The 21,849-nt window shown below is 73.5% G+C and carries 11 protein-coding genes; 1 reads left to right on the top strand and 10 read right to left on the bottom strand.

Annotated elements, in window-relative coordinates; all coding sequences use genetic code 11:
* Window positions 1-118 precede the first annotated feature (118 nt).
* Window positions 119-997: a sterol desaturase family protein gene (locus ACFU9E_RS01015; protein WP_380680785.1), complete on the bottom strand. Its 879-nt coding sequence runs from the start codon at window positions 995-997 to the stop codon at window positions 119-121.
* Window positions 998-1,191: 194 nt separating this feature from the next.
* Between ACFU9E_RS01015 and ACFU9E_RS01010 the strand changes: the two genes are divergently transcribed.
* Window positions 1,192-2,478 (top strand): hypothetical protein, encoded by a 1,287-nt coding sequence (locus ACFU9E_RS01010; RefSeq protein ID WP_380680782.1) that lies wholly within the window; start codon window positions 1,192-1,194, stop codon window positions 2,476-2,478.
* Between the two features lie 66 nt (window positions 2,479-2,544).
* Here ACFU9E_RS01010 and ACFU9E_RS01005 read toward each other — a convergent pair whose 3' ends face one another.
* The 9 genes from ACFU9E_RS01005 to ACFU9E_RS00965 all read right to left on the bottom strand — a co-directional run bounded on the left by ACFU9E_RS01005 (window position 2,545) and on the right by ACFU9E_RS00965 (window position 21,804).
* Window positions 2,545-3,264: a 4'-phosphopantetheinyl transferase family protein gene (locus tag ACFU9E_RS01005; protein ID WP_380680779.1), complete on the bottom strand. Its 720-nt coding sequence runs from the start codon at window positions 3,262-3,264 to the stop codon at window positions 2,545-2,547.
* Window positions 3,265-3,376: 112 nt separating this feature from the next.
* A complete protein-coding gene (locus tag ACFU9E_RS01000; RefSeq protein WP_380680776.1) occupies window positions 3,377-3,862 on the bottom strand; it encodes a nuclear transport factor 2 family protein in 486 nt (161 codons plus the stop codon).
* 56 nt (window positions 3,863-3,918) lie between these two features.
* Window positions 3,919-6,114 (bottom strand): MMPL family transporter, encoded by a 2,196-nt coding sequence (locus tag ACFU9E_RS00995; RefSeq protein WP_380680773.1) that lies wholly within the window; start codon window positions 6,112-6,114, stop codon window positions 3,919-3,921.
* Window positions 6,111-7,517 carry a flavin-containing monooxygenase gene (locus ACFU9E_RS00990; RefSeq protein ID WP_380680770.1) on the bottom strand — a complete coding sequence of 469 codons (1,407 nt, stop codon included), beginning with the start codon at window positions 7,515-7,517 and terminating at the stop codon, window positions 6,111-6,113. The genes ACFU9E_RS00995 and ACFU9E_RS00990 overlap by 4 nt, the downstream gene beginning before the upstream one ends.
* 52 nt (window positions 7,518-7,569) lie before the next feature.
* Window positions 7,570-10,089 (bottom strand): KR domain-containing protein, encoded by a 2,520-nt coding sequence (locus tag ACFU9E_RS00985; protein ID WP_380714695.1) that lies wholly within the window; start codon window positions 10,087-10,089, stop codon window positions 7,570-7,572.
* Window positions 10,090-10,097: 8 nt separating this feature from the next.
* The gene (locus tag ACFU9E_RS00980; protein WP_380682526.1) at window positions 10,098-17,672 is read right to left on the bottom strand and encodes a cytochrome P450; all 7,575 of its coding nucleotides are present in this window, start codon (window positions 17,670-17,672) and stop codon (window positions 10,098-10,100) included.
* A 5-nt stretch (window positions 17,673-17,677) separates the two neighbouring features.
* Window positions 17,678-19,138, bottom strand: a complete 1,461-nt coding sequence (locus tag ACFU9E_RS00975) for an acyltransferase domain-containing protein (RefSeq protein ID WP_380682525.1) — start codon at window positions 19,136-19,138, stop codon at window positions 17,678-17,680.
* Window positions 19,139-19,838: 700 nt separating this feature from the next.
* Window positions 19,839-21,329, bottom strand: a complete 1,491-nt coding sequence (locus ACFU9E_RS00970) for an MFS transporter (RefSeq protein WP_380682524.1) — start codon at window positions 21,327-21,329, stop codon at window positions 19,839-19,841.
* Window positions 21,330-21,450: 121 nt separating this feature from the next.
* On the bottom strand, window positions 21,451-21,804 hold the full coding sequence (locus tag ACFU9E_RS00965; protein WP_380682523.1) for a hypothetical protein: 354 nt from the start codon (window positions 21,802-21,804) through the stop codon (window positions 21,451-21,453).
* Window positions 21,805-21,849: the final 45 nt, after the last annotated feature.

The raw sequence follows: 21,849 nt of genomic DNA, 5'->3' as shown, positions 1-21,849 counted from the left end.
TGAGGAGGGTCGGTCGATGCCGGAGCGTCAGGTGCGGGAGCGTCGGGTACGGACCGCTTCGAGTACGGACAGGTCGGACGCGCAAGGGCGAGGTGCGCGACGGTCGGGTGCGGGAGGGTCAGGTCGAGCCGGTCGGGGAGCCCTCGGCCCGGGCTGGTCGGCGCCAGGCCTGGAGGTGGCTGGCCACCACCCGGCCCGTGGCGGGGAACGCGCCCGGATCGGCCAGCCCCACCGCGGCCGGACGGCGCCCCGGCCGCCAGGTGAAGCTGCCGAAGGCGTGGTCCCACACCGAGAGGTCGGAGCCGTAGTGGCCGGCCTCCGACAGGTCGGTGCTGTGGTGCAGCCGGTGCTGCTCGGGCCCAGCCAGCACATGGTTGAGCGGGCCGAGCCGGACATCGATGTTGGCGTGCACGAAGTAGCCCTGGGCCACGACGAACAGGCCCACCACGAACACCGCCGGCTCCGAGAACCCGGCCAGCGCCAGCGAGAACTGGACACAGCCCTGGGTGAGCAGGACGTCCAGCAGGTGGTTGACCCCGTTGTTGCCGACGTTCACCTTGTCGGGCACGTGGTGCACCCCGTGCAGCCGCCAGAGCCGCGGATTGGTGTGGCACCAGCGGTGGACCAGGTAGTTGGCCAGCGAACCGAGCAGCAGCGCGCCCGGGATCTCCGCCCAGAGCGGCAACACCCCGTGGGCCGGCGCCGCCCAGCCGACGAGGGCGGAAACGGGCACCTGGGACAGGGCCCCGCCGATCATCGTCAGCATGAAGTACACGCCGTACCACCCCCACTCACGCGCGTTCGGCACCCATTCCGGTTCGTACGGAATCAGCCGTTCGAGCAGCGCCATGTACCCGATCGTCCCGAGCAGGAAGAGCTGATTCGCCCGACCGAGGTCCCAGCGCAGCCTCAACGTCGCGGCCGATATCGCGACCAGTCCGACCAGCAGGAACGGGTAGGCGCCATGACGCACAGCGGTTCGAAGCTGCTCCCCCATGACGTCCCCCTTCGCGGCCGACAGTCGAACGATCACCGAAAGTGTTCGTTCAGATACTAATGGCGCCTGGAACGCATGGCGAGGCATTTTCGGAGGGAATCATGGAATTCTCAATTTGTCTGATGATCTACCGGCACACAATATGTCAGGATGCCTAGAAATTGAGCCACATACGCAATATGGCAGGTAATTCGATGAAGGAATCATCATTCCGAAGCTCCACCGACGGCTACTGGGACCCGCTGCCCACGGCCCGACGGCTGATCGCCGAGCAGCCCTCCCTGGGCCACTTCGAAGGCCTCTGGCGGGAGCGCAACTGGCGGAACGTCCCCGGGCCGTTCTACGGAGCCCACACGGACACCTTGGAGATGGGCCGGCAGGACGCGCCCTTCCACATCGCCTACGACGACGACGGCCGGGAGTTCGTCTACCGCCAGCCGACCGACCCGGCGCAGGTCCGCGACCTCCTGAACGGCTGCGTCATCGGCCACGGCGGCCACGCGATGGACGGCGACGACCACTGGACCGTCCCGGGCGTCCGCGAGTGGTGGCACGACCGCAGCCGGGTCCGGCAGTGGGCCGCCACCACCTCCGACGAACTCGCGCGGGTCGGCGGCCAGTACCGGGAGCACTACCGGGACGCCGCGCAGGGTCTGCGCGACTACATCGCCCATCTCGACGGCGGCCTGGCCGAGTACCTGCGCGGCTACCTCTTCTGGCTCGCCGAGCGCCGCCCGCCCCGCCCGGGCGAGGCCCGGCCCGATCTGGTCCTGCCCCACCGCCGTGCTGCCGTACCGCCCGCCACTGCGGCGGCTCCGGCCGTTCCGGCCGGCGGCGACCCACTGCTCGCGGGCTACTTCGTGACGGCCCCCGAACCGCTGACCGGCCTGGACGTCCCGCACGAGCGGCTGACCACGGCCTGCGACTGCCTGCTCGACCGGCTGCCGGTGGACGGCTGCTGGTTCGACACCCCGCAGGAGGCCCTGGACGCCTGCGCGACGGTCCGGCTGCCCGCCGGGGCCCGGCTGTTCGCGCTGCTGGTACCCCCCGAGCACGCCGGCGACCTCGTCTCCGCCATCCGCGCGTCCGCGGTGTTCGAGCCGGTGCTGCTCGCCCACCTGGACCGCCCGGCCGGCTCCGGCCCCGCCGCCGAGGTGGCCGCCGGCGGACGGCGGATCGGCTGGGAGGTGCTCGGCCACGACGACGGCATACTCCACAGCTGGCTCTGCAACGACCTCTACCAGGACGCCGTGCGCGACCTCGGGGTGACCACCGACGAGCGCGGGCTCCTCCCTTCCCGCGAGCCCGCCGACCGCCTCGCCGCCTGGGCCAACGCCCGCGACGACACCAAGCCGGTCACCTGGTTCCCGGCCGCCCTCGTCGAGTGGGACACCCCGATCGAGAGCCGCTTCGTGCCGATCGTCCCCGCGCCGCCCGTCCCCACGCCCATCCGCTGGTGGGAGCGCTTCCTCGAACTGTGAACCCCAGGACCCGTGAACCCCAGGACCCGTGAACCCCCGGACCCGTGCGCCCCGACCGGGACGGCCTCACCCGCCGGGTCGGCCCAGGGTGTGGCGCAGCCGGTGCGGGACGGCGGTGGAGGAGCCCCGGAGGGCGACGGCGGCGGCGTGCCGGGGGCCGGCCGGAACATTGGCGACGGCCCAGCCCCGCGGGCGGCGGCCCGGGTCCGCGGTGCCCAGGTAGTCGGCGGCCGGCGGACGGCCGAGGCCGACGCCGAGGCCCTTGAGGTAGGCCTCCTTGCGGGTCCACAGCCGGGCGAACTCGCCGGGCCGCCGCGCCGCGAGGACGTCCGCCAGCTCGGCCCGCTCGGCGGGGTGCAGCGCCGCGGACAGCACCTCGGCGGCGTCCGCGCCCGGCAGCGGTTCGACGTCGACGCCCAGCGGGGCAGCGGCGACGCCGATGAGCACCCGGCCGCCGCCGTGGGAGAGCGAGAAGTGCGGGGCACCGGGCAGCGGGCCGGCCAGCCGGGGCCGGCCGTGCGGTCCGGCGCAGTCGGGGCACGGCTCCCGGGTGAAGGCCAGCGCCTCGGGGGCGACCGCCAGGCGCCGGCCGAGGACGCGCCGCAGGGCCACGTGCGCGGCGAGGTAGGCGGTCCGGTCCGCCACCCGGACGAATCGCGCGGCGCGCCCGCGCTCCTCCTCGTCCAGGCAGTCCAGCGCGGCGGGGTCCACCGGCACGGTGGCGGCGTCGAGCAACCACAGCTCGACCACCGGATCCGCCCGGCCCACCGGATCCGTCCGGCTCATCGGGTGCGTCCGCCCCTCCCGCCGGCCGACCGAAAACCTACCGCGGACGGCCCGGGGCGGGAGCCGGACCACCCCCGTCCACGCCCGCGCACCCGCACCCCCCGTACGCCCGTCACCGGCCGACGCGCGCCTCGCGGAACGGACCCGGGTCGCCGACCGGCTCGGCGACGGCCTCATCGACGCCCTGCCCGCCGAGCTTCGCCAGGACCGTCTCCAGCAGTTCGGTGTCGCAGTAGATGTGCAGTTCGGTGATCCTGCCCCACTTGATCCGGACCACGTGCACCCCCTGGTTGGAGTAGTGGTTGCCCTCCCGGTCGGTGAGGTGGTCGACCCACTCGGCGAAGGCCACGGTGTCCCAGGGCCAGCCCTTGGCGACCACCTTCTTGAGCTCGAAGCGCAGGTCGGGCATGACCTCGGCCAGCCGGTCGTACCACCGCTGGATCTGCTCGGCGCTGTGCCGCCCGCCGGACAGTGCGTGCCGTCCGGAGAACCAGTGCTCCGCGTCGGGGGTGAACTGCCGAACGATGGCCCCGTAGTCGCCGCGGTCGACCGCGGCGAAGGAGTTGCGGAGGTTGCGCCGGACAATGGCGTGATACACGTTTCCACCTCGGGTCTCAGTGTGACGGTCGCGCGTGGTGACGGTTCGTCAGCAGCCTACGACTTCTCGGCGGCCACCGGCGGCGCCCCGCCCTCTCGCAGCCCGAAGCGCTCGTGGAGCCAACGCAACGGGGCCGGCGCCCACCAGTTCCAGCGGCCGAGCAGCCGCATCAGCGACGGCACCAGCAGGGCCCGGACGATGGTGGCGTCCAGCAGCACGCCCAGCGCGGTGCCCAGGCCCAACTCCTTGATGAACACGATCCGCGAGGTGGCAAGCGCGCCCAGCGCCACGCAGAACAGCACGGCGGCGGCCGTCACCACCCGCCCGGTGCGGCCGAGCCCCTGGGCGACCGACTCGGTCTCGCCGGCCCCGGCATCGCGTGCCTCCTTGATCCGGGCGAGCAGGAAGACGCCGTAGTCGGTGGAGAGCCCGAAGACCATCGCGAACAGCAGCACCGGCTGGGTGGCGTCCAGCGCGTTCTGCGCGTCGGCACCGAACAGCCCGGCACCGTGGCCCCATTGGAAGACGAGCACCAGGATGCCAAAGGTCGCGGCGAGGGTGAGCAGGTTCATCAGCACGGCCTTGAGCGGCAGCACCAGCGAGCCGGTCATCAGCAGCAGCACCAGCACGCCGGTGAGGAGGACGATCAGCGCGGCGGCCGGGAGCCGGCCGGTGAGGCTGTCCTTGAGGTCGACGTAGGTGGCGGTCTGCCCGCCGACCAGGATCTCGTCCGGCCCGGGGAGCGCGCGCACATCCTTGACCAGGGCCTGGCTCCGCTCACTGAGGCCGGGCTCCTCGGGGGTGACCCGGAGCAGCCAGGTGTCGGCGTCCAGCTGCACGGCCGGGGTGACCGAGGCGGCGCCGGGCAGGGCGGCGATGCCGGCGCGCAGCGCGTCCACCCGCTGCCGCACGGCGGCCCGGCCACCGTCGCCGTCCCCGCCCCGTCCCCAGCCCCCACCGGTGGCGATGACGACCTGCACGGACTCCAGCGGGTCGGCGGGGAAGTCGGCGCGCAGGGTTTCGTCGACCGCCCGGCCGCTCGCGCCGGCCGGCAGCGAGGCGGGGCCGACGGTGGTGAAGGCGACCTTCAGGAACGGCAGTCCGAGCACCACCAGCAGCGCGCTCGCGCCGATCGCGACCAGCGGGGCGCGCCGCATCACGCCGCGGGCCAGCGCGAACCAGCCGCCGTCGGTGTTCTCCGGCGCCTCCAGCGAGCGGCGCAGCCGGGCCGGGGCGAGGAAGTCGACGTGCCGGCCGAGCAGCCGCAGCAGCGCGGGCAGCACCAGCAGCGCGACCAGCAGCGCGGACGCCGACACCAGCAGGCCGCCGACCGCCATCGAGTAGAGGAAGCGCTGGCGGAAGACGAACAGCGAGGCCATCGCGGCGCTCACGGTCAGCGAACTGAACAGGACGGTGCGGCCCGCGGTGCGCAGGGTGGCCTCGACCGCCCGTCCGACGTCCGGGTCGGCCGCCAGCTCGCTCCGGAAGCGGGAGACGATCAGCAGGCTGTAGTCGATGGCGAGGCCGAGGCCGAGCGCGGTCACCAGGTTGAGCGAGAAGACCGACACCGGGGCGACCAGCCGGTCGACCAGCCGCAGGCCGAGCAGGGTGAGGACGACGTTCAGTCCGCCAATGACCAGGGGCAGCGCGGAGGCCACCAGGCTGCGGAAGATCCACAGCGAGAGCACGAACAACACCGGGAAGGCCATGAGTTCGGCCCGCTCCAGGTCGTGCTGGACGGTGCCGACCACCTGGTTGCCGACCACCTCGCTGCCGCCCAGCCGGACGCTCCGGTCGCCGTCCAGCGCGGCGGACAGCCGCTCGACGGCGTCCTGGTAGTGCTCCCCGGCGCCGTCCTTGAGCCGGCCGACCACGATCGTCCGGGTGCCGTCCCGGGAGACCAGTCCGTCGTCCCGCGCCTGGTAGTACGTCAGGACGTCGGCGAAGACCGGGTCACCGGACATCAGGTCGGCGACCTTCGCGACCTCGTCGCGGGTGCGCCGGTCGTCCACCGGGGCGCCGGTGTCGACGAGGGCGATGACGCCGCCGTCGGCCTGGATTCCGGTGGCCGCACCGATCCGCTCGTCGGCCCGGACGCTGCCCGATCCCGGAGTGACGAAGTCCGGGTTGCCGCCGGTCAGCGAGGTGACGACGGGGGCGCCGAAGAAGCCCGCCACCGCGGCCACCGCGACGGCGCCCAGCAGCACCGGCCGGGCATGCCGGTTCGCCGGCCGCGCGATCAGGTCCATCATGCGTGGCTCCTCGGCCGGTTCGCCGCCGACGGATCGGCCGTCTCCGCGGCAGCCCCGCCGTGCTCGGCGGCCGGCGGTTCGGCGTCCATCCGGCGGACGAGCCTGCGCAGCAGCGCCCGGTAGGAGAAGTGCTCGACCTGGAGCCAGTGCCGCTCGGAGTCGTAGTACCGGATGCCGCCGTTCAACCGGGCGGCCGCCATCGGCGTGGCCTTGGCCCGCCTGAACCGGGCGGCCCGCTGCGGGTCGGTCCGCAGCAGGTGCAGATAGCGGGCCATGAGCTGCGACTGGTAGTCCATGATCGGCCAATTGCCGGTGGAGGTCTGGAAATATCCGATGACGAAAAGGTTGTCGTATTCCGGGTGGAAGGCGGCGAGGTGCAATTGCGGGGTTTGCCCGTTCCAGTTCAGATGCTTGCGGTCGATGAAGGGGAATTCGGTCATCCGGTATCCGGTGGCGTAGACGATGACGTCGTACGCCTCCTCGCTGCCGTCGGTGAACTTCACCCGGTCGCCCAGGAGTTCGGCGATGTCCGGCTTGGCGACGAGGTCGCCGTGACCCAGCTGGTAGAGCAGCGTGGAGTTGATGACGAAATGCTCCTCCAGCAACTTGTGGGACGGCTTGGGCAGCCCGTACCGCTCCGGCTTTCCGGCACTGTTGAGCCGCAGCAGGAGACTACCGAAGAAGCGCACCACGGGCCGGGGCATCCGCCACTTCAGTACGCCCTCGTACAGGACGTCCGTCGGCATGCCGAACAGGTATTTCGGCCAGTAGTAGCAGCCCCGGCGGATGCTCAGCGCGGTCGACGCGGCGTTCTGCGAGGACTCCACGGCGATGTCGCAGCCCGACGTCCCACCGCCGACCACCAGCACCCGCTTGCCGCGCAGCGGTTCCGGGTCGCGGTACTCGCAGGAGTGGAACGTCTCGCCGTCGAACTTCCCGGGGTAGTCCGGGTACCGGGGGCTCCAGTTGTGGCCGCTGGCGATCACCACCCCGGCGTACCGGCGCACTTCGCCCCCGTCGAGGGTGACGAACCAGTCGGGCGAACCGTCCCGGCGCTCGATCCGTTCCACCGTTCGGCTGAACTCGACGTGCTCGTGGACGCCGAAGTGCTCGGCGTAGGAACGCAGATAGGCGTGCGCGTGCGCGCGGCCTAGGTAGGTCGGGTAGTGCGCCGGGAGCGGGAAGTCGTCGTACTGGATGTAGGGCTTGGAGGTGATGAGGTGGACCGAGTCGTAGGCGGCGCTGTGGGGGTTGCCGCCGTACCAGGTGCCGCCGACGTCGTCCGCGCGCTCGATCACGTCGAACTCGAACCCGAACTCCCGCAGGTTCTTTCCGGCGGCCAGGCCGCCCGCCCCGGCGCCCACGACGCAGTAGGCGTCGGAGCGGTCGACGATCGTGGTCAACGGTTCCCCCTGGTGGTGTCCGCCGCGCCCCGGGCACGGCGAGTGGTCGGCGTCAGCGGTAACGCAGGCCCGTCACCCGGAGCACGGGCGGGCGCGGCCGGAGATCCTCGGTGACGCACCGGCCGGTCCGGTCATGACCGGTCCAGTCGCGGCCGTCCGGGCTGCCGGTCAGCAGGACGGCGGCGCCGGCGGCCGACGGCTCGGCGCGCAGCCGCTCCACGGTGAGCCGTCGCGCGTCCGCACCCGCCCCGCCCTGGACGAGCCAGCCGGCCCGCAGCACGTTCTCCACCTGGTGGAGCGGGAGCACCGCGCCCGGAGCCGGCGAGGCGAGCAGCAGATCGGCCGTCCGGCCCGGCTCCGCCCGGGCGTACGGGCGGCCGGTGGCCCCGTCCCGCCGCCAGGCGGCCAGCCGGAAGGCCTGCCCGGTCCAGCCGAGCGCACCGCCGCGCGGGAACGGGAGCACCTCCTCGACGCCGGTCGCACCCGGCGGCGCCGGCAGGTCCCCGTCGGCCGTCGGCCCGCCGTCCCGGTACACCAGTTCGGCGGAGGCGAGCCGTCGGCCGTCCCGCTCCAGCGTCACCGCGACCCGCCAGCCGCCGTCCTCGGACCGGCCGCCCTCGGCGTGCCGCACCAACTCGGCCGCCGACCGCCCGGGGCCCACCCCCAGCAGCGGCAACTCCACCTCCAGGCCGCGCAGTTCGACCAGGCGCAGCCCGTCGCCCCGCTCCGGCAGCACCCAGTCGCCGGCCGCCCGCAGGTACTCCAGGCAGAGCGAGACCGGCAGCGCCGGCTCGCCGGCCACCCGGAAGTCGTCGCAGCACGGCAGCTCCCCGACCCGCAGCACATGCACCGTGGTGAGCGACCCGTGCGGCCGGAAGCGCACCGGCCCGCCCAGGAAGTGCCGGGCGGCGGCCAGCCGTTCGATGCCCGGCAGCCCGGTGTCCTGTCGGTAGCCGCGCAGGACGGACGGCAGCATCGCCGGGCCGACGTCGCCGATGAACGTCGACTCGCCGGCGCTGCCGGAGAACAGCTCGCTCTTCCAGTGGTACAGGCCCTCGCGGACGTCGACCGCCGACATGTAGCGCAGGGTGGCCTCGTAGTTGGTGATCATGCCGAGGCGTTCCCAGGTCGGCCAGCAGACCGTGGAGACCGGTGTGCGGCGCGCCCGGCCGGGCTGCTCGCCGTCCTGCGAGGCCCACAGCCCGAGCCGGCCGAGCGCCTCGTTGGCGGCGCCGTAGTCGAGCTGGCCGACCATGCCGCCCCAGCGGCCGGTCAGCGAGCCGACGCTGCAGAAGAACACCGACGGCGGCCGGCCCTCGACCGCCCGCAGCAGGTTGAGGAAGCCCCCGACCTTGACCCGGACGACCAGCGAGACGATCTGCTCGGTCTTGCCCGGCAGCCGGACCGGGACGTCCACGCCCGCGTTGTGCACGACGCCCGCCAGCCGGTCGCCGGCCTCGGCGACCAGCCGGGCGGCCTGCTCCGGGTCGGTGATGTCGCACCGCACGTAGTCGATCCGCAGACCGTCCGCACGGGCCGAGGCGAGGTTCGCCCACAGCTCACGCTGCCGGGCCAGCTCCTCCAGCTCGGCGCGGACCCGCGGCACCCGGCGCCCGGCCGCCGCCTCGCGCAGCCGCTCGTCCCGGTACCGCCGGAACTCCCGGTCGTCCAGCGCCAGCGCCGGGGTGGCCGCGGCGTCGGGCGGCGCGCCGCGGCCGCTCACCACGACCCGGGCGCCGAAGTCCTCGGCGAGCGAGCGGGCCAGCGCGAAGCCGATGCCGCGCCCGCCGCCGGACATCACCACGGTGTCGCCGGGCCGCAGCGCGCGCACCGGCGGGCCGGGCCGCTCGTGGCGGGCCCGCAGGCTGTAGCGCCGCCCACCGCGGTGGCCGATCTCGAACGCGCCCCAGCGGTAGAGCTCCCGGCTCACCAGGTCGCCGACCTCCGCCGCCGCGTGCTCGGCGGTGAGGTCGAGGATCCGGACGTTGCAGTTGGGCACCTCCCGGGGCAGGCCCTTGGCGAGCCCCGCCCACAGGCCGCCGAGCGGCTGCTCGACCCGGTCCGGGCCGAAACCCATCCGGCCGCCCAGCCGGGTGACCGGCAGGTAGAACAGCCGCTCGGCGTCGGTCTCGGCCGCCCAGTCCGCGCAGCAGGCCCGGAGCAGCGCGAAGGTCTGCCGCAGCGGCCCCTCCCAGGCGTCCGTGCCGCCCCCGTCGAAGGGCTCCTCCAGGTTGAGGTCGACGATGCCGTCGATCCGCCCGGCCGCGGTGCGCAGCGCCTCGGCGGCCTCGGTGAAGCCCTCCCGCTGCCCCTCGGCGGGCGGGGCGAGCCGGTGCACGGCCGCCCCGGCGGCGGTCAGCGCCGCGCCGACCGCGACGGCGGTGGCCTCCCGGCCGCCGACCACCGCGATCGAGCGTCCGCGCAGCCCGGGGGCGGTGCCCGGCGGGAGCGCGGCGGTCTCCACCGGCTCCCACACGTGGCGCCGCACCGGACGCACCGATCCGTCCCGCGGGTACTCCACCACCGGGGCGGCCAGGGCCCGCGCCGGGGCGGCCGGTTCCTCGGTCGTCATCGGGCGGGTCACCGCTTCCTCGGCTCCACGACCAGGCGGATGCCGTCGACCGGGCGGAGGGAGACCAGCGTGCCCGGCGTCGGCCGGTGGCCCCGGACCGGGCGCAGCCGGAAGCGCTGGGCGACCATGGCGAGCGTCAGGTGCGTCTGCACCAGCGCCATCCGGTTGCCGACGCACTGGCGCTGCCCGCCGCCGAACGGGAAGTAGGCGTACCGGGGATGCCTGGCGCGGTTCTGCTCGGTGAAGCGCTCCGGGTCGAAGCGCTCCGGGTCGACCCAGAAGTCCGGGTGCCGGTGGGTGACGTACGGGACCATGAAGACGCTGCCGCCGGCCGGGACGTGCCAGCCGTTGACGTCGTCCTCCCCGACGGCGTCGCGCGGGTACACCCAGATCGGCGGGTGCAGCCGCAGCGTCTCGTCGGTGACCATCCGGGTGTACGGAAGGTCCGCGAGGTCCGCGATGCCGGGCACGCGCCCGTCGAGCACCCGCTCGACCTCCTCGTGCAGCCGCTCCTGCGCCTCCGGGTTCCCGGCCAGCTCGTACAGCGCCCAGGCCAGGCCGGTGCCGGTGGTCTCGTGGCCCGCCATGAGGACGGTCATGATCTCGTCCCGGAGCTGCTGCGCGGTCCACTCCCCGCCGCTCTCGTCGCGCGCCCGCAGCAGCAGGGCGACCAGGTCCGTCAGCCCCTCGTGCCGGCCCGCCCGGTGGGCCTCGACGATGCCGTCCACGATCTCGTACATCACCCGGCGGGCCCGGCGGATCCGCCGGTTGTACGGGATCGGGACGAACTCGGGGGTCAGCTGGTTGAGGGTGCCGCGGAAGACCATGGCCTCGACGGCGGTGGCCATCGCCGGCCCCACCCGGTCGCCGACCGGGTGGAGGTCGGTGTCGAACATGACCTTGCCGAGGGCGCCGAGGGCGAGGTCCGTCATCTCCGGCACCACGTCGATGCCGGTGCCGTCCGGCGAGCCCCGCTCCCACCGGTCGAGGACCAGCGCGGTGGAGTCGGTCATGGCGCTCGCCATGCCGTCGACGGCGGCCTTGTGGAACAGCGGGTTGACCACCCGGCGGTGCTGCTTCCACTCCTCGCCGTCGAGGGTGAGCAGGCCCGTGCCCATGAAGATCCTGAAGGCGTCGTAGCCCTTGCCGCGGACGTAGTTCCGGCTGTTGTCCTGGAGGACGTGACGGATGTTGTCCGGGTGGTAGTTGAGGTGGACGGTGAAGTAGCCGAGCGGCAGCCTGACCATGTCGCCGTAGGTCCGGTTCAGTTCCGCGAACAGGGCGGGCGCGTCGCGCTGGAACTTCCGCAGGTTGCCGGGGACGGCCCACGGGCCGCGCGGACCCGGGGCGAGGCGGGCGGGGCGCGGGGCGGCGGGCACCGGCGCCGGCCCGCGGGCCGCACCGGCCTCAGCTCTTCCCATCGGGGCCACCCCCTCGTCGCGCTCGCTCGCGGAGGACGTTTCGGTCGGCTCGACCGCTTCCGCCACTTCGGCCGCTTCCGCCACTTCGGCCGCTTCGGCCGCCTCGGCCGTGGTCAGGAAGCCGCCGGTCCGGCGGTCCAGATAGCCCATCAACGTCCAGTCCAGGTCCTTCATCTGGAGCAGCACCCGTCCGTCCGGCCGGACCGCGACGAAGCGGTTGCCCCGGCCCGCGTCCCGCCCGTCGGCCGGCGCGTCGGGCAGCACCGCGTACAGGTCGAGCCGTCCGTAGCGCCGCGCGACCTCGCCGTCGCCGCCGTGCTCGTAGACGTCGATCCGGCCGATGCCCAGCGGGGCGGCCAGCGGGACCAGGTCGCCGTCGACCGGGGCGAGCACCCCGGTGCGGGCGAGGCCGTCGAGGAGCACCACCGGGATCCCGAAGCTTCCGAACACCCGGTGGTCGGCGGGTAGTTCGAGGTTGTACGTGGCCCGCCTGCCGTCCGGGTGCAGCCGGGTGTCGGTGGTCGACACGAACAGGTCGGTCAGCCGCACCGGCGAGCCCCGGACGTGGTACGGATCGGGGACCGGCGTCTCCGCCGCCGGGTGCCACGCCCGCCAGTGCGGCGCCTGCGGCAGCTCGCCGGCCAGCAGCACCCGCACCTCGAAGTGCGGCCGGTCCTCGACCAGCACGGTGCCGTTGGGCGCCACCACGTCCTGGGTGATCCGCACCGCCACCACCGCCTGGCCGAGGTCGGCCCGGCGCTCCACGACCTCGGCGCGGATCTTCTTGCGCAGCCCGGCCCGGTCCGTCTCGCGGACCTTGAGGAAGTGCTGGAAGCGCAGGTCCTCGAAGGCGTACACCTTGAGCTCCGGCACCAGCCAGGAGGCCGCCTCGAAGGCGATCTCGGTGACGAAGGCGCCCGGCAGGGTGGGTGTGCCGCCGACCCGGTGGTGGCGCAGGTAGTCGTCCCGCTCCAGGTCGAAGACCCGCTCGAAGACGACCGCGTCCGCCGTCCGCTCCAGGACCTCGCCGAGGTAGAACGGCAGCGCCGGCTCCGCCCCGTCGGCCGGCCGCTCCCCGGGTGCGTCCACCGGCGAATCCGCCTGCGGCGCCCCCGGGTCGAGGAGTCCGGGCAGCAGTCGCCGCACCGCCCCGCGCTCCGCGGCGCCGAGGTGCACGGTGTACGGCGAGGCCTCGGCCAGGTTCAGCTCGCGGAGGAAGTGGTGCACGCCCTCGGCGGTGCTCATCGCGGAGTACAGCCCGCTCTTCTCGAAGTAGGCCCTGGTCAACTCACCTGCCCCCATGCCGACTTCGCCCCACAGAGTCCAGCCCACGGTGAACTCGTGGCTGCCCAGCACCTGGTGGTGGTAGGTCGCGGCGGAGGCGAGGAAGTCGTTGCCCGAGGCGTAGTCGGCCTCGCCCACCTGACCGGTCAGGCCCAGCAGCGAGCCGAAGTTGCACCAGGCGCGCGGCGGCCGGCCCCGCAGGGCGTGCTTGAGGTTGGCGTAGCCCAGCACCTTCAGGTCGCGCACCTGCCGGAACTCCGCCGGGCTCTTGCTCGCGATCGGCGCCGAGCGGTTCAGCCCCGCCGCGTTGACCAGCAGGTCGATCCGCCCGGCCTCGGCGTGGATCCGGTCCATCGCGGCCGTCACCTGCGCGGGGTCGGTCACGTCGCAGGGCACGTAGTGCACCGCGTGCGCGCCGCTGTGCCCGGCGATCCGGCGCAGGTTGGCCCGGACCACCCGCGCCCGGCCGATCCGCTCGTACGCGCGGCCGAGCTGCGCGGGGTTGCGGCCGGTCCGCAGTGCGAGCTGCTCGCGGATGTAGTCGGCGCGGCCCTCGGCGAAGGCCTCGTCGTCGAGCTCCAGGTACTCGGCCGGGTGGGAGTCCACCGGGTTGCTGCCGAGCACGTACACCCGGGGGCGGAAGTGCCGGGCGAGCTCGGTGAGCACCTCCGCGGTGATGCCGCGCCCGCCGCCGACCGCGACCACGACGCCGTCGGGTCCGAGCGCCGCCTCCCCCGGCGGCACCGGCCCACCGGGTTCCTCGGCCAGGGTGACGGTCAGCCGCCGGCCGCCGGCGTAGAAGACCGACGGCGCCCCGCGCCGGTACGCGGACTCCCGGCCCGCCTGGGCGACCCCGGTGGCGGCCTCCCGCGCGCCGGTGACCAGCGCGTACGTCAGGCAGTGCGGCGCGTACTCCAGGTGGATCACCTTGAACAGCCCGGTGAACATGCCCGTGAACGGGTGCGGGGTCCGGTCGGTCATCGCCCCGAGGAACAGCCCGACACAGCTCGCGCCGCCGGCCCCGGCGGCCCCTTCCGCCAGCGCCTCGTGCCGCTGCCGCACCGCCAGGAACACCAGCTCGTGCAGGGCGCCGAGCGCCGCCGCCTCCTCCGGGCCGACCGTCCGCGCACCGGACAAGTCGGTGATCACCCTGATGTGCCGGATCCGCCGCCGCGGGTCCGCCTCGTCCAGCAGCCCCTGGAGCGCCTCGCCGTCCGGCACGTGGCGGACCCCGGGACCGCCGGGCACCGTGGACAGCACCAGGGTGCCCGGCGGGGCCCCGGCCGCCGTCACCGTCCGCGGCCGGTCGGTCAGCACCACGGTGGGCTCCGCGGGCCAGAACGGCACCTCGGCGCGGACCTGCTCGCCCGGCGTCGCGGTCAGCCCCGGGACGTACCGGGTGATCAGCAGCGGGTGCCGCTCGTTCCTCCGGTCGCCGTACTGCCGTTCGTCGTAGCAGGCGGACGGCACCCGGGTAACGGCGTCGGCCGGACGGGCGGGCACCGGGCCGGCGGTCGCCACGGGGGCGGAGACCCGGACGGTGAGGTCGGGCGCGCCGCTCTCGCCGCGGCAGACCACCACCGCATCCCGGGCGGCCGGCTCCCTCGCCAGCACCTGCAGGATGCCGATCGCCCCCTCGGCGCCCAGGTAGCAGGCATCGCGGCCGGTGCGCACGGCGCCGCACTCGACGGTCGGCACGGACGGCGCCGAGGGCTCCGCCGCGGACGGCGTGTCCAGGAAGCCGAGCACCTCCAGCCCGGCCGCCGCCGCGGTCTCCTCGGTCACCAGGGCGAACAGGAAGGCTCCCTCGGCCAGGACGCTGCGCCCGTCGAGGGCCCCGTCCAGCAGCCGGCGCACCTCGCCGGTGCTGTTGCCGTTGATGCCGCCGACCAGTGCCATCGTCAGCTCGCCCTGCCGCAGGTAGCGGATGGCCACGTCGATCGCGCTCAGGGCCGAGGTGAACCCCGTGTCGACCGTCATGTTGAGGCCCTTGAGGTCGAAGTAGTTGGCGACCCGGGCCGGGATCACGTTCGGCATCATGCCGGGGAAGGAGTCCTCGCTGGACGGCGGGACCAGCCGCCGCACCTCGGCCCCGAGCCGCTCCAGCACCTGCGGCAGCCACGGCGCCGCGGCCGGCGCGGGGTCGGCCCCGAGCGCGACGGTGAGGTCGTCCAGGTAGCAGCGCATCGCGTAGAGCGTCGCGTTGCGGGTCGCCCCCAGGTGGCCGAGCACCACGCCCGTGGTCTCGCTGTTGTCCTCCCAGAACGAGCCCAGGCCGTCACGCAGCCGGTGGGCGCACTCGAGGATCATCAGCTGGCAGCGGTCGATGCCCCGCATCGTGCCGGGGGGCATCCGGACCTGCCGGAACGACGGCAGCGGGTAGGCCTCGCCGAAGGACAGGTCCTCCGGCGCCGCCTCGCCCAGCCGGCCGGCCAGGTCGTCGGCGCTCCCGCTGCCCGGCAGGTGCGCGGTCCGCGCCACGATCGCGATCCGCCGCGGTGGCTGCCGGCGCGCCTGCCGCGGCTCCGGCCGCACGGTCCTCACCGCTCCCGCGACCGGCGGCTCCTGCACCACCAGGTGCGCGTTGGTTCCGCCGAAGCCGAAGCCGGAGACGGCGGCGGTCCGGCGGCGCCCGCCGCGCGGCCACGGCACCGGCTCGGTCGGCACCACCAGGGTGGAGCCGCCGATCGCGAAGTCCGCCGGGGTCCCGGTGAACCGGTGCTGCGGCGGGATCACCTCGTGCCGGAAGCCCAGCACGACCTCGATCAGCGAGGCCACACCGGCGGCCCAACCCGTGTGCCCGATCACCGACTTGTTCGAGGTGACCACCACCGGGCCGCGCCCGGGCTCGGGACCGCCCAGCGTCTCGCGCAGCGTGGTGAACTCCGCCAGGTCGCCGGCCGGGGTGCCGGTGGCGTGCGCGACGATCCAGTCCGGCCGCACCCCGTCCATGCCCGGCCGGTCCAGCGCGCGCCGGATCGCCAGCTGCTGGCCGGCCGCGCTCGGGGCGTAGACGGCCTTGCCCCTGCCGTCCGAGGACGAGCCGAAGCCGCGCAGGGTGGCCAGCACCAGGTCGCCGTCCCGGCGCGCCCGGCTCAGCCGCTTGAGCACGACGGTGGCGGCACCGTCCGAGAACAGCACCCCGTCGCTGTCCTTGTCGAGCGAACGGACCTCGCCGCTCACCGACAGGCCGTTGAGCTTGGCGAACAGGATCGAACCGCGCGGGCCCACGGCGAACGAGCCACCGCAGACCGCGATGTCGTGCCGCCCCTCCAGCAGCCCCTTGACGCCGAGGTCCACCGCGTAGAGCGAGGACGAGCAGGCGGTGTCCACGAGCAGCAGCTCGGTGGACGGCGGCAGCACGCCGCGCATCGCGTTGAGCCCGACCCGGTGCGGGAAGAACCGCAGCGGCTCGGGCCCGCTGCGCGGGTAGTGCTCGGCCAGCCGGCGCTCGACGGCGGCGAGCGCGGCGGCGCGGTCCGCCTCCGACAGGCCCAGCCGGTCCAGGATCGGCGCCATCCGGCCGAGCACACCGGCCCGGACGGTCGCCTCCTCCAGGTGCTGGCTGCCGTCGGCGGTGTAGCCGACCAGGAACGAGCACCGGTCCTCGGGACGATGCCTGACGCCTTCCATGGCCTGCAGCAGCGAGTGCCGCAGCCACAGCGTGGTCGACTCGACCGCGTCCGGGCCGGTTCCCGCCTCGGCCAGCTCGCGGGCCAGTCGGGGGTGCGGCACGAAGTCGGTGATGAAGGCGGAGCGCTTGGAGTAGGTCTTGTCCTCCTCGCACCGGTCGGCCGAGTGGAACCTGTCGTTGTCCCACCGGTCGGCCGGGATCTCGACGAACCGCTCGGCGCCGTGCATCAGTTCGTGCCAGTACTCGTCGGGGTCGTTGGCGCCGGGCACCACGATGCCCATGCCGACGATGGCGATCTCGTCGTCGTCCTCCTCAGCCCGCCCCTGCCCCTGCTCCTCGCCGCCGTCCGTCTCCGTCTCCCTCTCCGCCTCGTCCTCCGTCTCCTCCGTCTCCTCCTCCTCCGCCTCCTCCGCCTCCTCCGCCGCCACCGGGACCGTCGGCGGGACCGGGTCCACCAGCGCGCGCGGCGGCGACAGCAGCGCCTGTCCCGTCGACAGCCCGCCGTCCGCCAGGATCACCTGGCCGGTGATCCAGCTCGACCGCGGCGAGGCCAGGAAGGCCACCACCTCGGCCAGCTCCTCCGGGTGGCCGAGCCGCCCCATCGGGGTGGCCTCGATGGTGGCGCGCTGCATCCGCTCGGCATCCGGGAACAGCCCCACGACCTCACTGCGGAGCAGGCCGGCCGCCGCCGTGTTGACCCGGATCCCGTCGCGGGCGTAGTCGACGGCCAGATAGCGGGTCATCGCCTCCACCGCGGCCTTCGCCGGCCCGCAGGCCAGGTAGTTGGCCATCACGAACCGGCCGCCGCCCAGCGTGGAGACGTTGACGATGCTGCCCCCGCCCCGCCGCGCCATCAGCGCGGCGGCCCGCCGGGCGCACGCCAGCCCGCCCTTGAGGTTGGTGTTCAGCGCCCGGTCGAGCAGCTGCTCGGTGACCTCATCGCCCGGCACCAGCGCGCCGTCGGCGGCGTTGTTGACGAGGACGTCGAGCCCGCCGAAGCGCTCCTCGATCTCGTCGAACATGCGGTCGACCTGGCCGCGGACGGCGACCGACGCGCGGATGACGTGCGCCCGGCCGCCGGCCCGCTCGATCTCCGCGGCGGTCTCCCGGGCGGGCCCGGGAGAGTGCAGGTGGTTGATGACGACCAGCGCGCCGTCGGCGGCGAGTCGCTTGGCGATCGCCTTGCCGACGTTCCGCGCCCCTCCGGTGACCAGGGCGATCCTTCCCCGAGGTTCCTGGGACACCGGCATCACACCGATCCGCCCGAAGCGAGGATCAGGTCGGCGATCTTGCCGAGGGTGTTGTACGCGGCCGGCCGCACGTCGGAGGGCCGCGGCGGCAGCTCGTAGCGGCGGCCCACCCGCACCAGCAGTTCGGTCTGCTTCACCGAGTCCACGCCCAGCTCGGCCTCCAGGTCGGTGCCCTCCTCGAAGACCTCGACCGGGTACTCCAGCGCCTCGGCGTAGATGTCGGCGAGCTGGCGGAGCAGCACCTCGCGGCCCACCCCCGCCACCGCACCCCGCGCCTTCGGCTTGGCCCCTCCCCTCCCCTCTCCTCTCGCGCCCAGGTACGTCAGGTAGGCCTCCCTGGCGAACGCCCGCACGTCCCCGCCGCGCCCGTCCCAGAACGCTTCGAAGTCCTCGGCCGGCACGTCGGACAGCAGCGCGGCCCGCAGCTGGTCCGCCGTCGCGAGGCCGCCCGCGCGCACCGGGACCGCACCCATCAGGGCGAGCCGGTCGAGCGCCCGCCGCAGCAGCGCGGCGCCGCCCGCCTCGGGCAGCAGGGTCGGCACGGTGGTGACCGGGGTCGCGACGACGCGGCCGGTGATCCGGCTCAGCGCGTCCAGCGCCCCGCTCTCGACGAACACGGACACCCCGCCGGCCGCCAGCTCCCGCACCGTGCCGGCGAACCGCACCCGGGTGGTGAAGTGCCCGGCCAGCAGCTCGGTCAGCCGGTCGCCGTCCTCGTAGGCACGGCCGAGGATCGGTGAGTGGACGGCGGTCCGCAGCGGTCGCTGACGGATGTCCGCGATGCGCTCGGCGAACTTCTCCGCCGCCGGCCCGAGCAGCGGGCTGTGGAAGGCGTAGGGCGATTGGAGCCGCGCGAAGTCGGTCTTCAGCACGGCGGCGAGCCGGCCGATGGCGTCCAGCGCCTCGGCCCGCCCGGACAGCACGGTCTGCCCGTCGTGGTTCTCGACCGCGATGCCGCTCAGCGGGTCGCCGACGAGGTCGACCAGCTTCTGCGCCCGGTCGGCGTCGGTGCCGACGGCGGCCATGTAGGCGTCGCCCGACCCGGCCCCGCCCGACCCGGCCTCGCGCAGCGCGATGCTCCGGTGGCAGACGATCTCGGCCCCCTCGGCGGGGCTGAACGCACCGGCCGCGACCAGTGCGGCGATCTCCCCGAGGCTGTGGCCGACCAGGACGTCCGGACGCAGTCCACGAGCGCGCAGAACGCCGTAGGCGGCGGTGGAAACCGCGTAGATGGCGAGCTGAAGGGCCTCCGGGGCATCCCGGAGCAACTGCTCGGTGTCCGGCGTCCGCGCCGCGAGGAGCTGCTCCACCGCGTGGTCGCCGAGCAGCGGACGGGCGGCGTCACCGATCTCGGCGAGGACCGGTCCTACCTCGGGGAACTCGTCCCGCAGGTCCGCGAGAGCACGGCCGTAGAAAGCGCCCTGCCCAGGAAAGAGAACGGCGATCGAGGTTTCAGGCATGATGCACAATTCCCCCAGACTCATATGCGCGATCTGCTGACATTCGGCGACTCGCGCCGCAATTCCTCATTGAAGACGTCGGCGCCCGAAAACGCGTCAGGAGCCCCGGCCCCGGCCGGCACACCCCGACAGCACAACCCAAAAAGACGGGCAACCGGCACGCAGGACACGGTCGCTGGGGTCCGTCGACACCACACGACACCAGGGCGGCCGTCGCCGCCCCCTACCGCTGCACACCGGTCGAACACCGTGGAACGACCGGCCCCGGTTCCGCGGTCGCCGGCCATTGCCACATCCACAATCATCGCCCCGCACAGCCGCGCGGCGAAGCCCGGCGACCAGACACTTTCACCCTAGGAATCCGCCCGACGGGAAGTCAAGAGCTTTCTTGAGTGACCCTCCGGCAGCCATTCCTGACCTGCAAATAAACCTCTCCACAGCTTCACCGAAGGGATTATTTCACCGGCCCACATCAAGTCGTATGTCATGAAAAGCGTGATAGCAGAAACGCTTCCGCGCACTCTCCCCGCAGCCGCCCCGACCGCACCCGGTGCATCGAGGCAGAACCCCGCTCACCCGCGCGGCCCGCGCCCGCCCGCGCTCCCGCACGCCTGCCGGGGCGCATGCAGAAGGGCCGGCCCGGAAGCCCCATGCTCCCGGAACCGGCCCTTCCCGCTCTCACGGCTATGCGCGACGGCGGCTACTCCAGCCCCTCGCCCCGGGCGAGGTTGCCCTTCGGCAGCAGGGCGAACACCACGAGCGCGCTGATCACGGCGAGCACCGCGCCGACGGTCATCGCCGTGTGCAGAGCGTCCACGAAGGAGACGTGGCCGATGTCGAGGAGCCGGCGCCCCACGTCACCGTCCAGCCCCGCGGTGGCGGAGTCGAGCGCGCCGAGGGACTCGCCCGCCCGGTCGACGACGCCCTCCGGGAAGTCGCCCCCCTTGTCGTCGAGCCTCCCGGCGTACACCGAGGCGAGGAGACTGCCGAGCACCGCCACCCCGAGCGCACCCCCGATCTGCCTGGCCGAGTTGCCGACGGCGCTGCCCACGCCCGCCAGTGCGGGAGGGACCGCGCTCAGACTGGTGCCGATGGCCTGACCGACCGTCAAACCGGCGCCCAGTCCGGTGATCCCCAGGCTGACGCCGATCAACGCGTAACCGGTGGAGGTGTCCGCACCGGTCAGCACCACCATGCCGGCACCGATGAGGAACAGCCCGATGGCGATGACCGTACGACTGCCGAGCCGGACCGCCATCGGCGCGGCGAGAAGGCTGGCTCCGGTGAACAACAGCGCCAGCGGCACCATCGCCAGACCGGCGTTGGACGGCCGGTACCCGAGCACACCCTGGAGGTACTGGGTGAGGACGAACATGATGCCGGTGAACACGAAGAAGCTCAGCGCGGCCGCCAACGAACCGACCACGAAGGTGCGCACGCGCAACAGCTGCAGATCCACCACCGGTGCCTGGGCCCGCCGCTGCCAGGCGAAGAACCCGGCCAGGAGCACGACGCCGAGCACCCCGACACCGAGCACGACGGGGTCCGTCCAGCTGCGCCGGGGCCCCTCGATCACGGCGAACAGCAGGGCGCCGGTCCCGAGCGCGGACAGCACCACCCCCAGCACGTCGAGACGCTTCCCGCCCGCGGCCGGAGCCGGGGTGCGGATCAGCAGCTGGGCACTGGCCAGCGTCACCACGACCAGCGGCAGGTTGATGAAGAACACCGACCCCCACCAGAAGTGGTCCAGCAGCCAGCCGCCCAGCACCGGGCCCAGCGGCAGTCCGAGCACCGTCATGGCGCTCCAGATGCCGAACGCCTTCGGCCGCTCGTGGGCCGGGAAGCTGACGGTGACCAGGGCCAGCGAGGCCGGCAGGATGCCGGCCCCGCCGAGCCCCAGCAACGCCCGCCAGGCCACCAGTTCCCCGGTGCTCGTGGCCACCACGCACAGCAGCGAAGCGACCCCGAACACCGTGAGACTGGCCATCAGCAGCCGCTTGTGCCCGTAGGTGTCACCGAGTCGACCACCGATGAGCATGAACGCGGCGAAGGTGAGGATGTAGGCGTCACTGATCCAGGCCAGGTCGCTGCTGGTGGCGGACAGCGAATCCGCCATCGACGGCAGCGCCACGTTCACGATGGTCGCATCGACCTCGACCACGGTGACCACGAGGCACAGGACGGCCAGCACCCACCACCGTTGCGAACCCGGTCGCTCGACGGGCTCTGCCGTACGTTCTTTCTCCTGCTCGGGCAATGTCATGTCAATCCGCTCTGTACTCTGTGCTCTTCCGGGGAAGGTGACGGTCGGATCACCAGGTGACGGGCAGGTCCCAGACTCCGTAGAGGCCCGCGTCGTGCTTGAAGGACACCTGGTCGAGGGGAACGGCCGGACGCAGGCCGGGCAGCCGGTCCAGCAGGGTCGCGAAGACCACCTCGAGCTCGATGGCCACCAGGTGCTGCTCGCGCAGCGCGTCCTCGGCGCCGGGCAGTGCTTCGGCGATGCGTGCGGCCAAGTCCGCGATGGTGTCGTGGCCGTGGACGTAGAGCCCGGAACCGAGGTCCAGGATCTCCCCGGCCCCGGCGGTGTGCGGATAGTCCTCGATGCGCCGGACGTACAGGTACGCAGCAGCAACCGCCAGTGCCTCGCTGGTTTCGCGTGTCATCCCCGTCGGCCCTCCCCCAGAAGACAAGTGGGGCCAGGCTATGAT

Origin of the sequence: Kitasatospora sp. NPDC057595 (assembly GCF_042800875.1) — a bacterium.
In the GTDB taxonomy this organism is placed as follows: Bacteria; Actinomycetota; Actinomycetes; order Streptomycetales; family Streptomycetaceae; genus Kitasatospora.
Note: the sequence above shows the minus strand (reverse complement) of the source record. Positions and strands in the feature narration are given on the sequence as shown.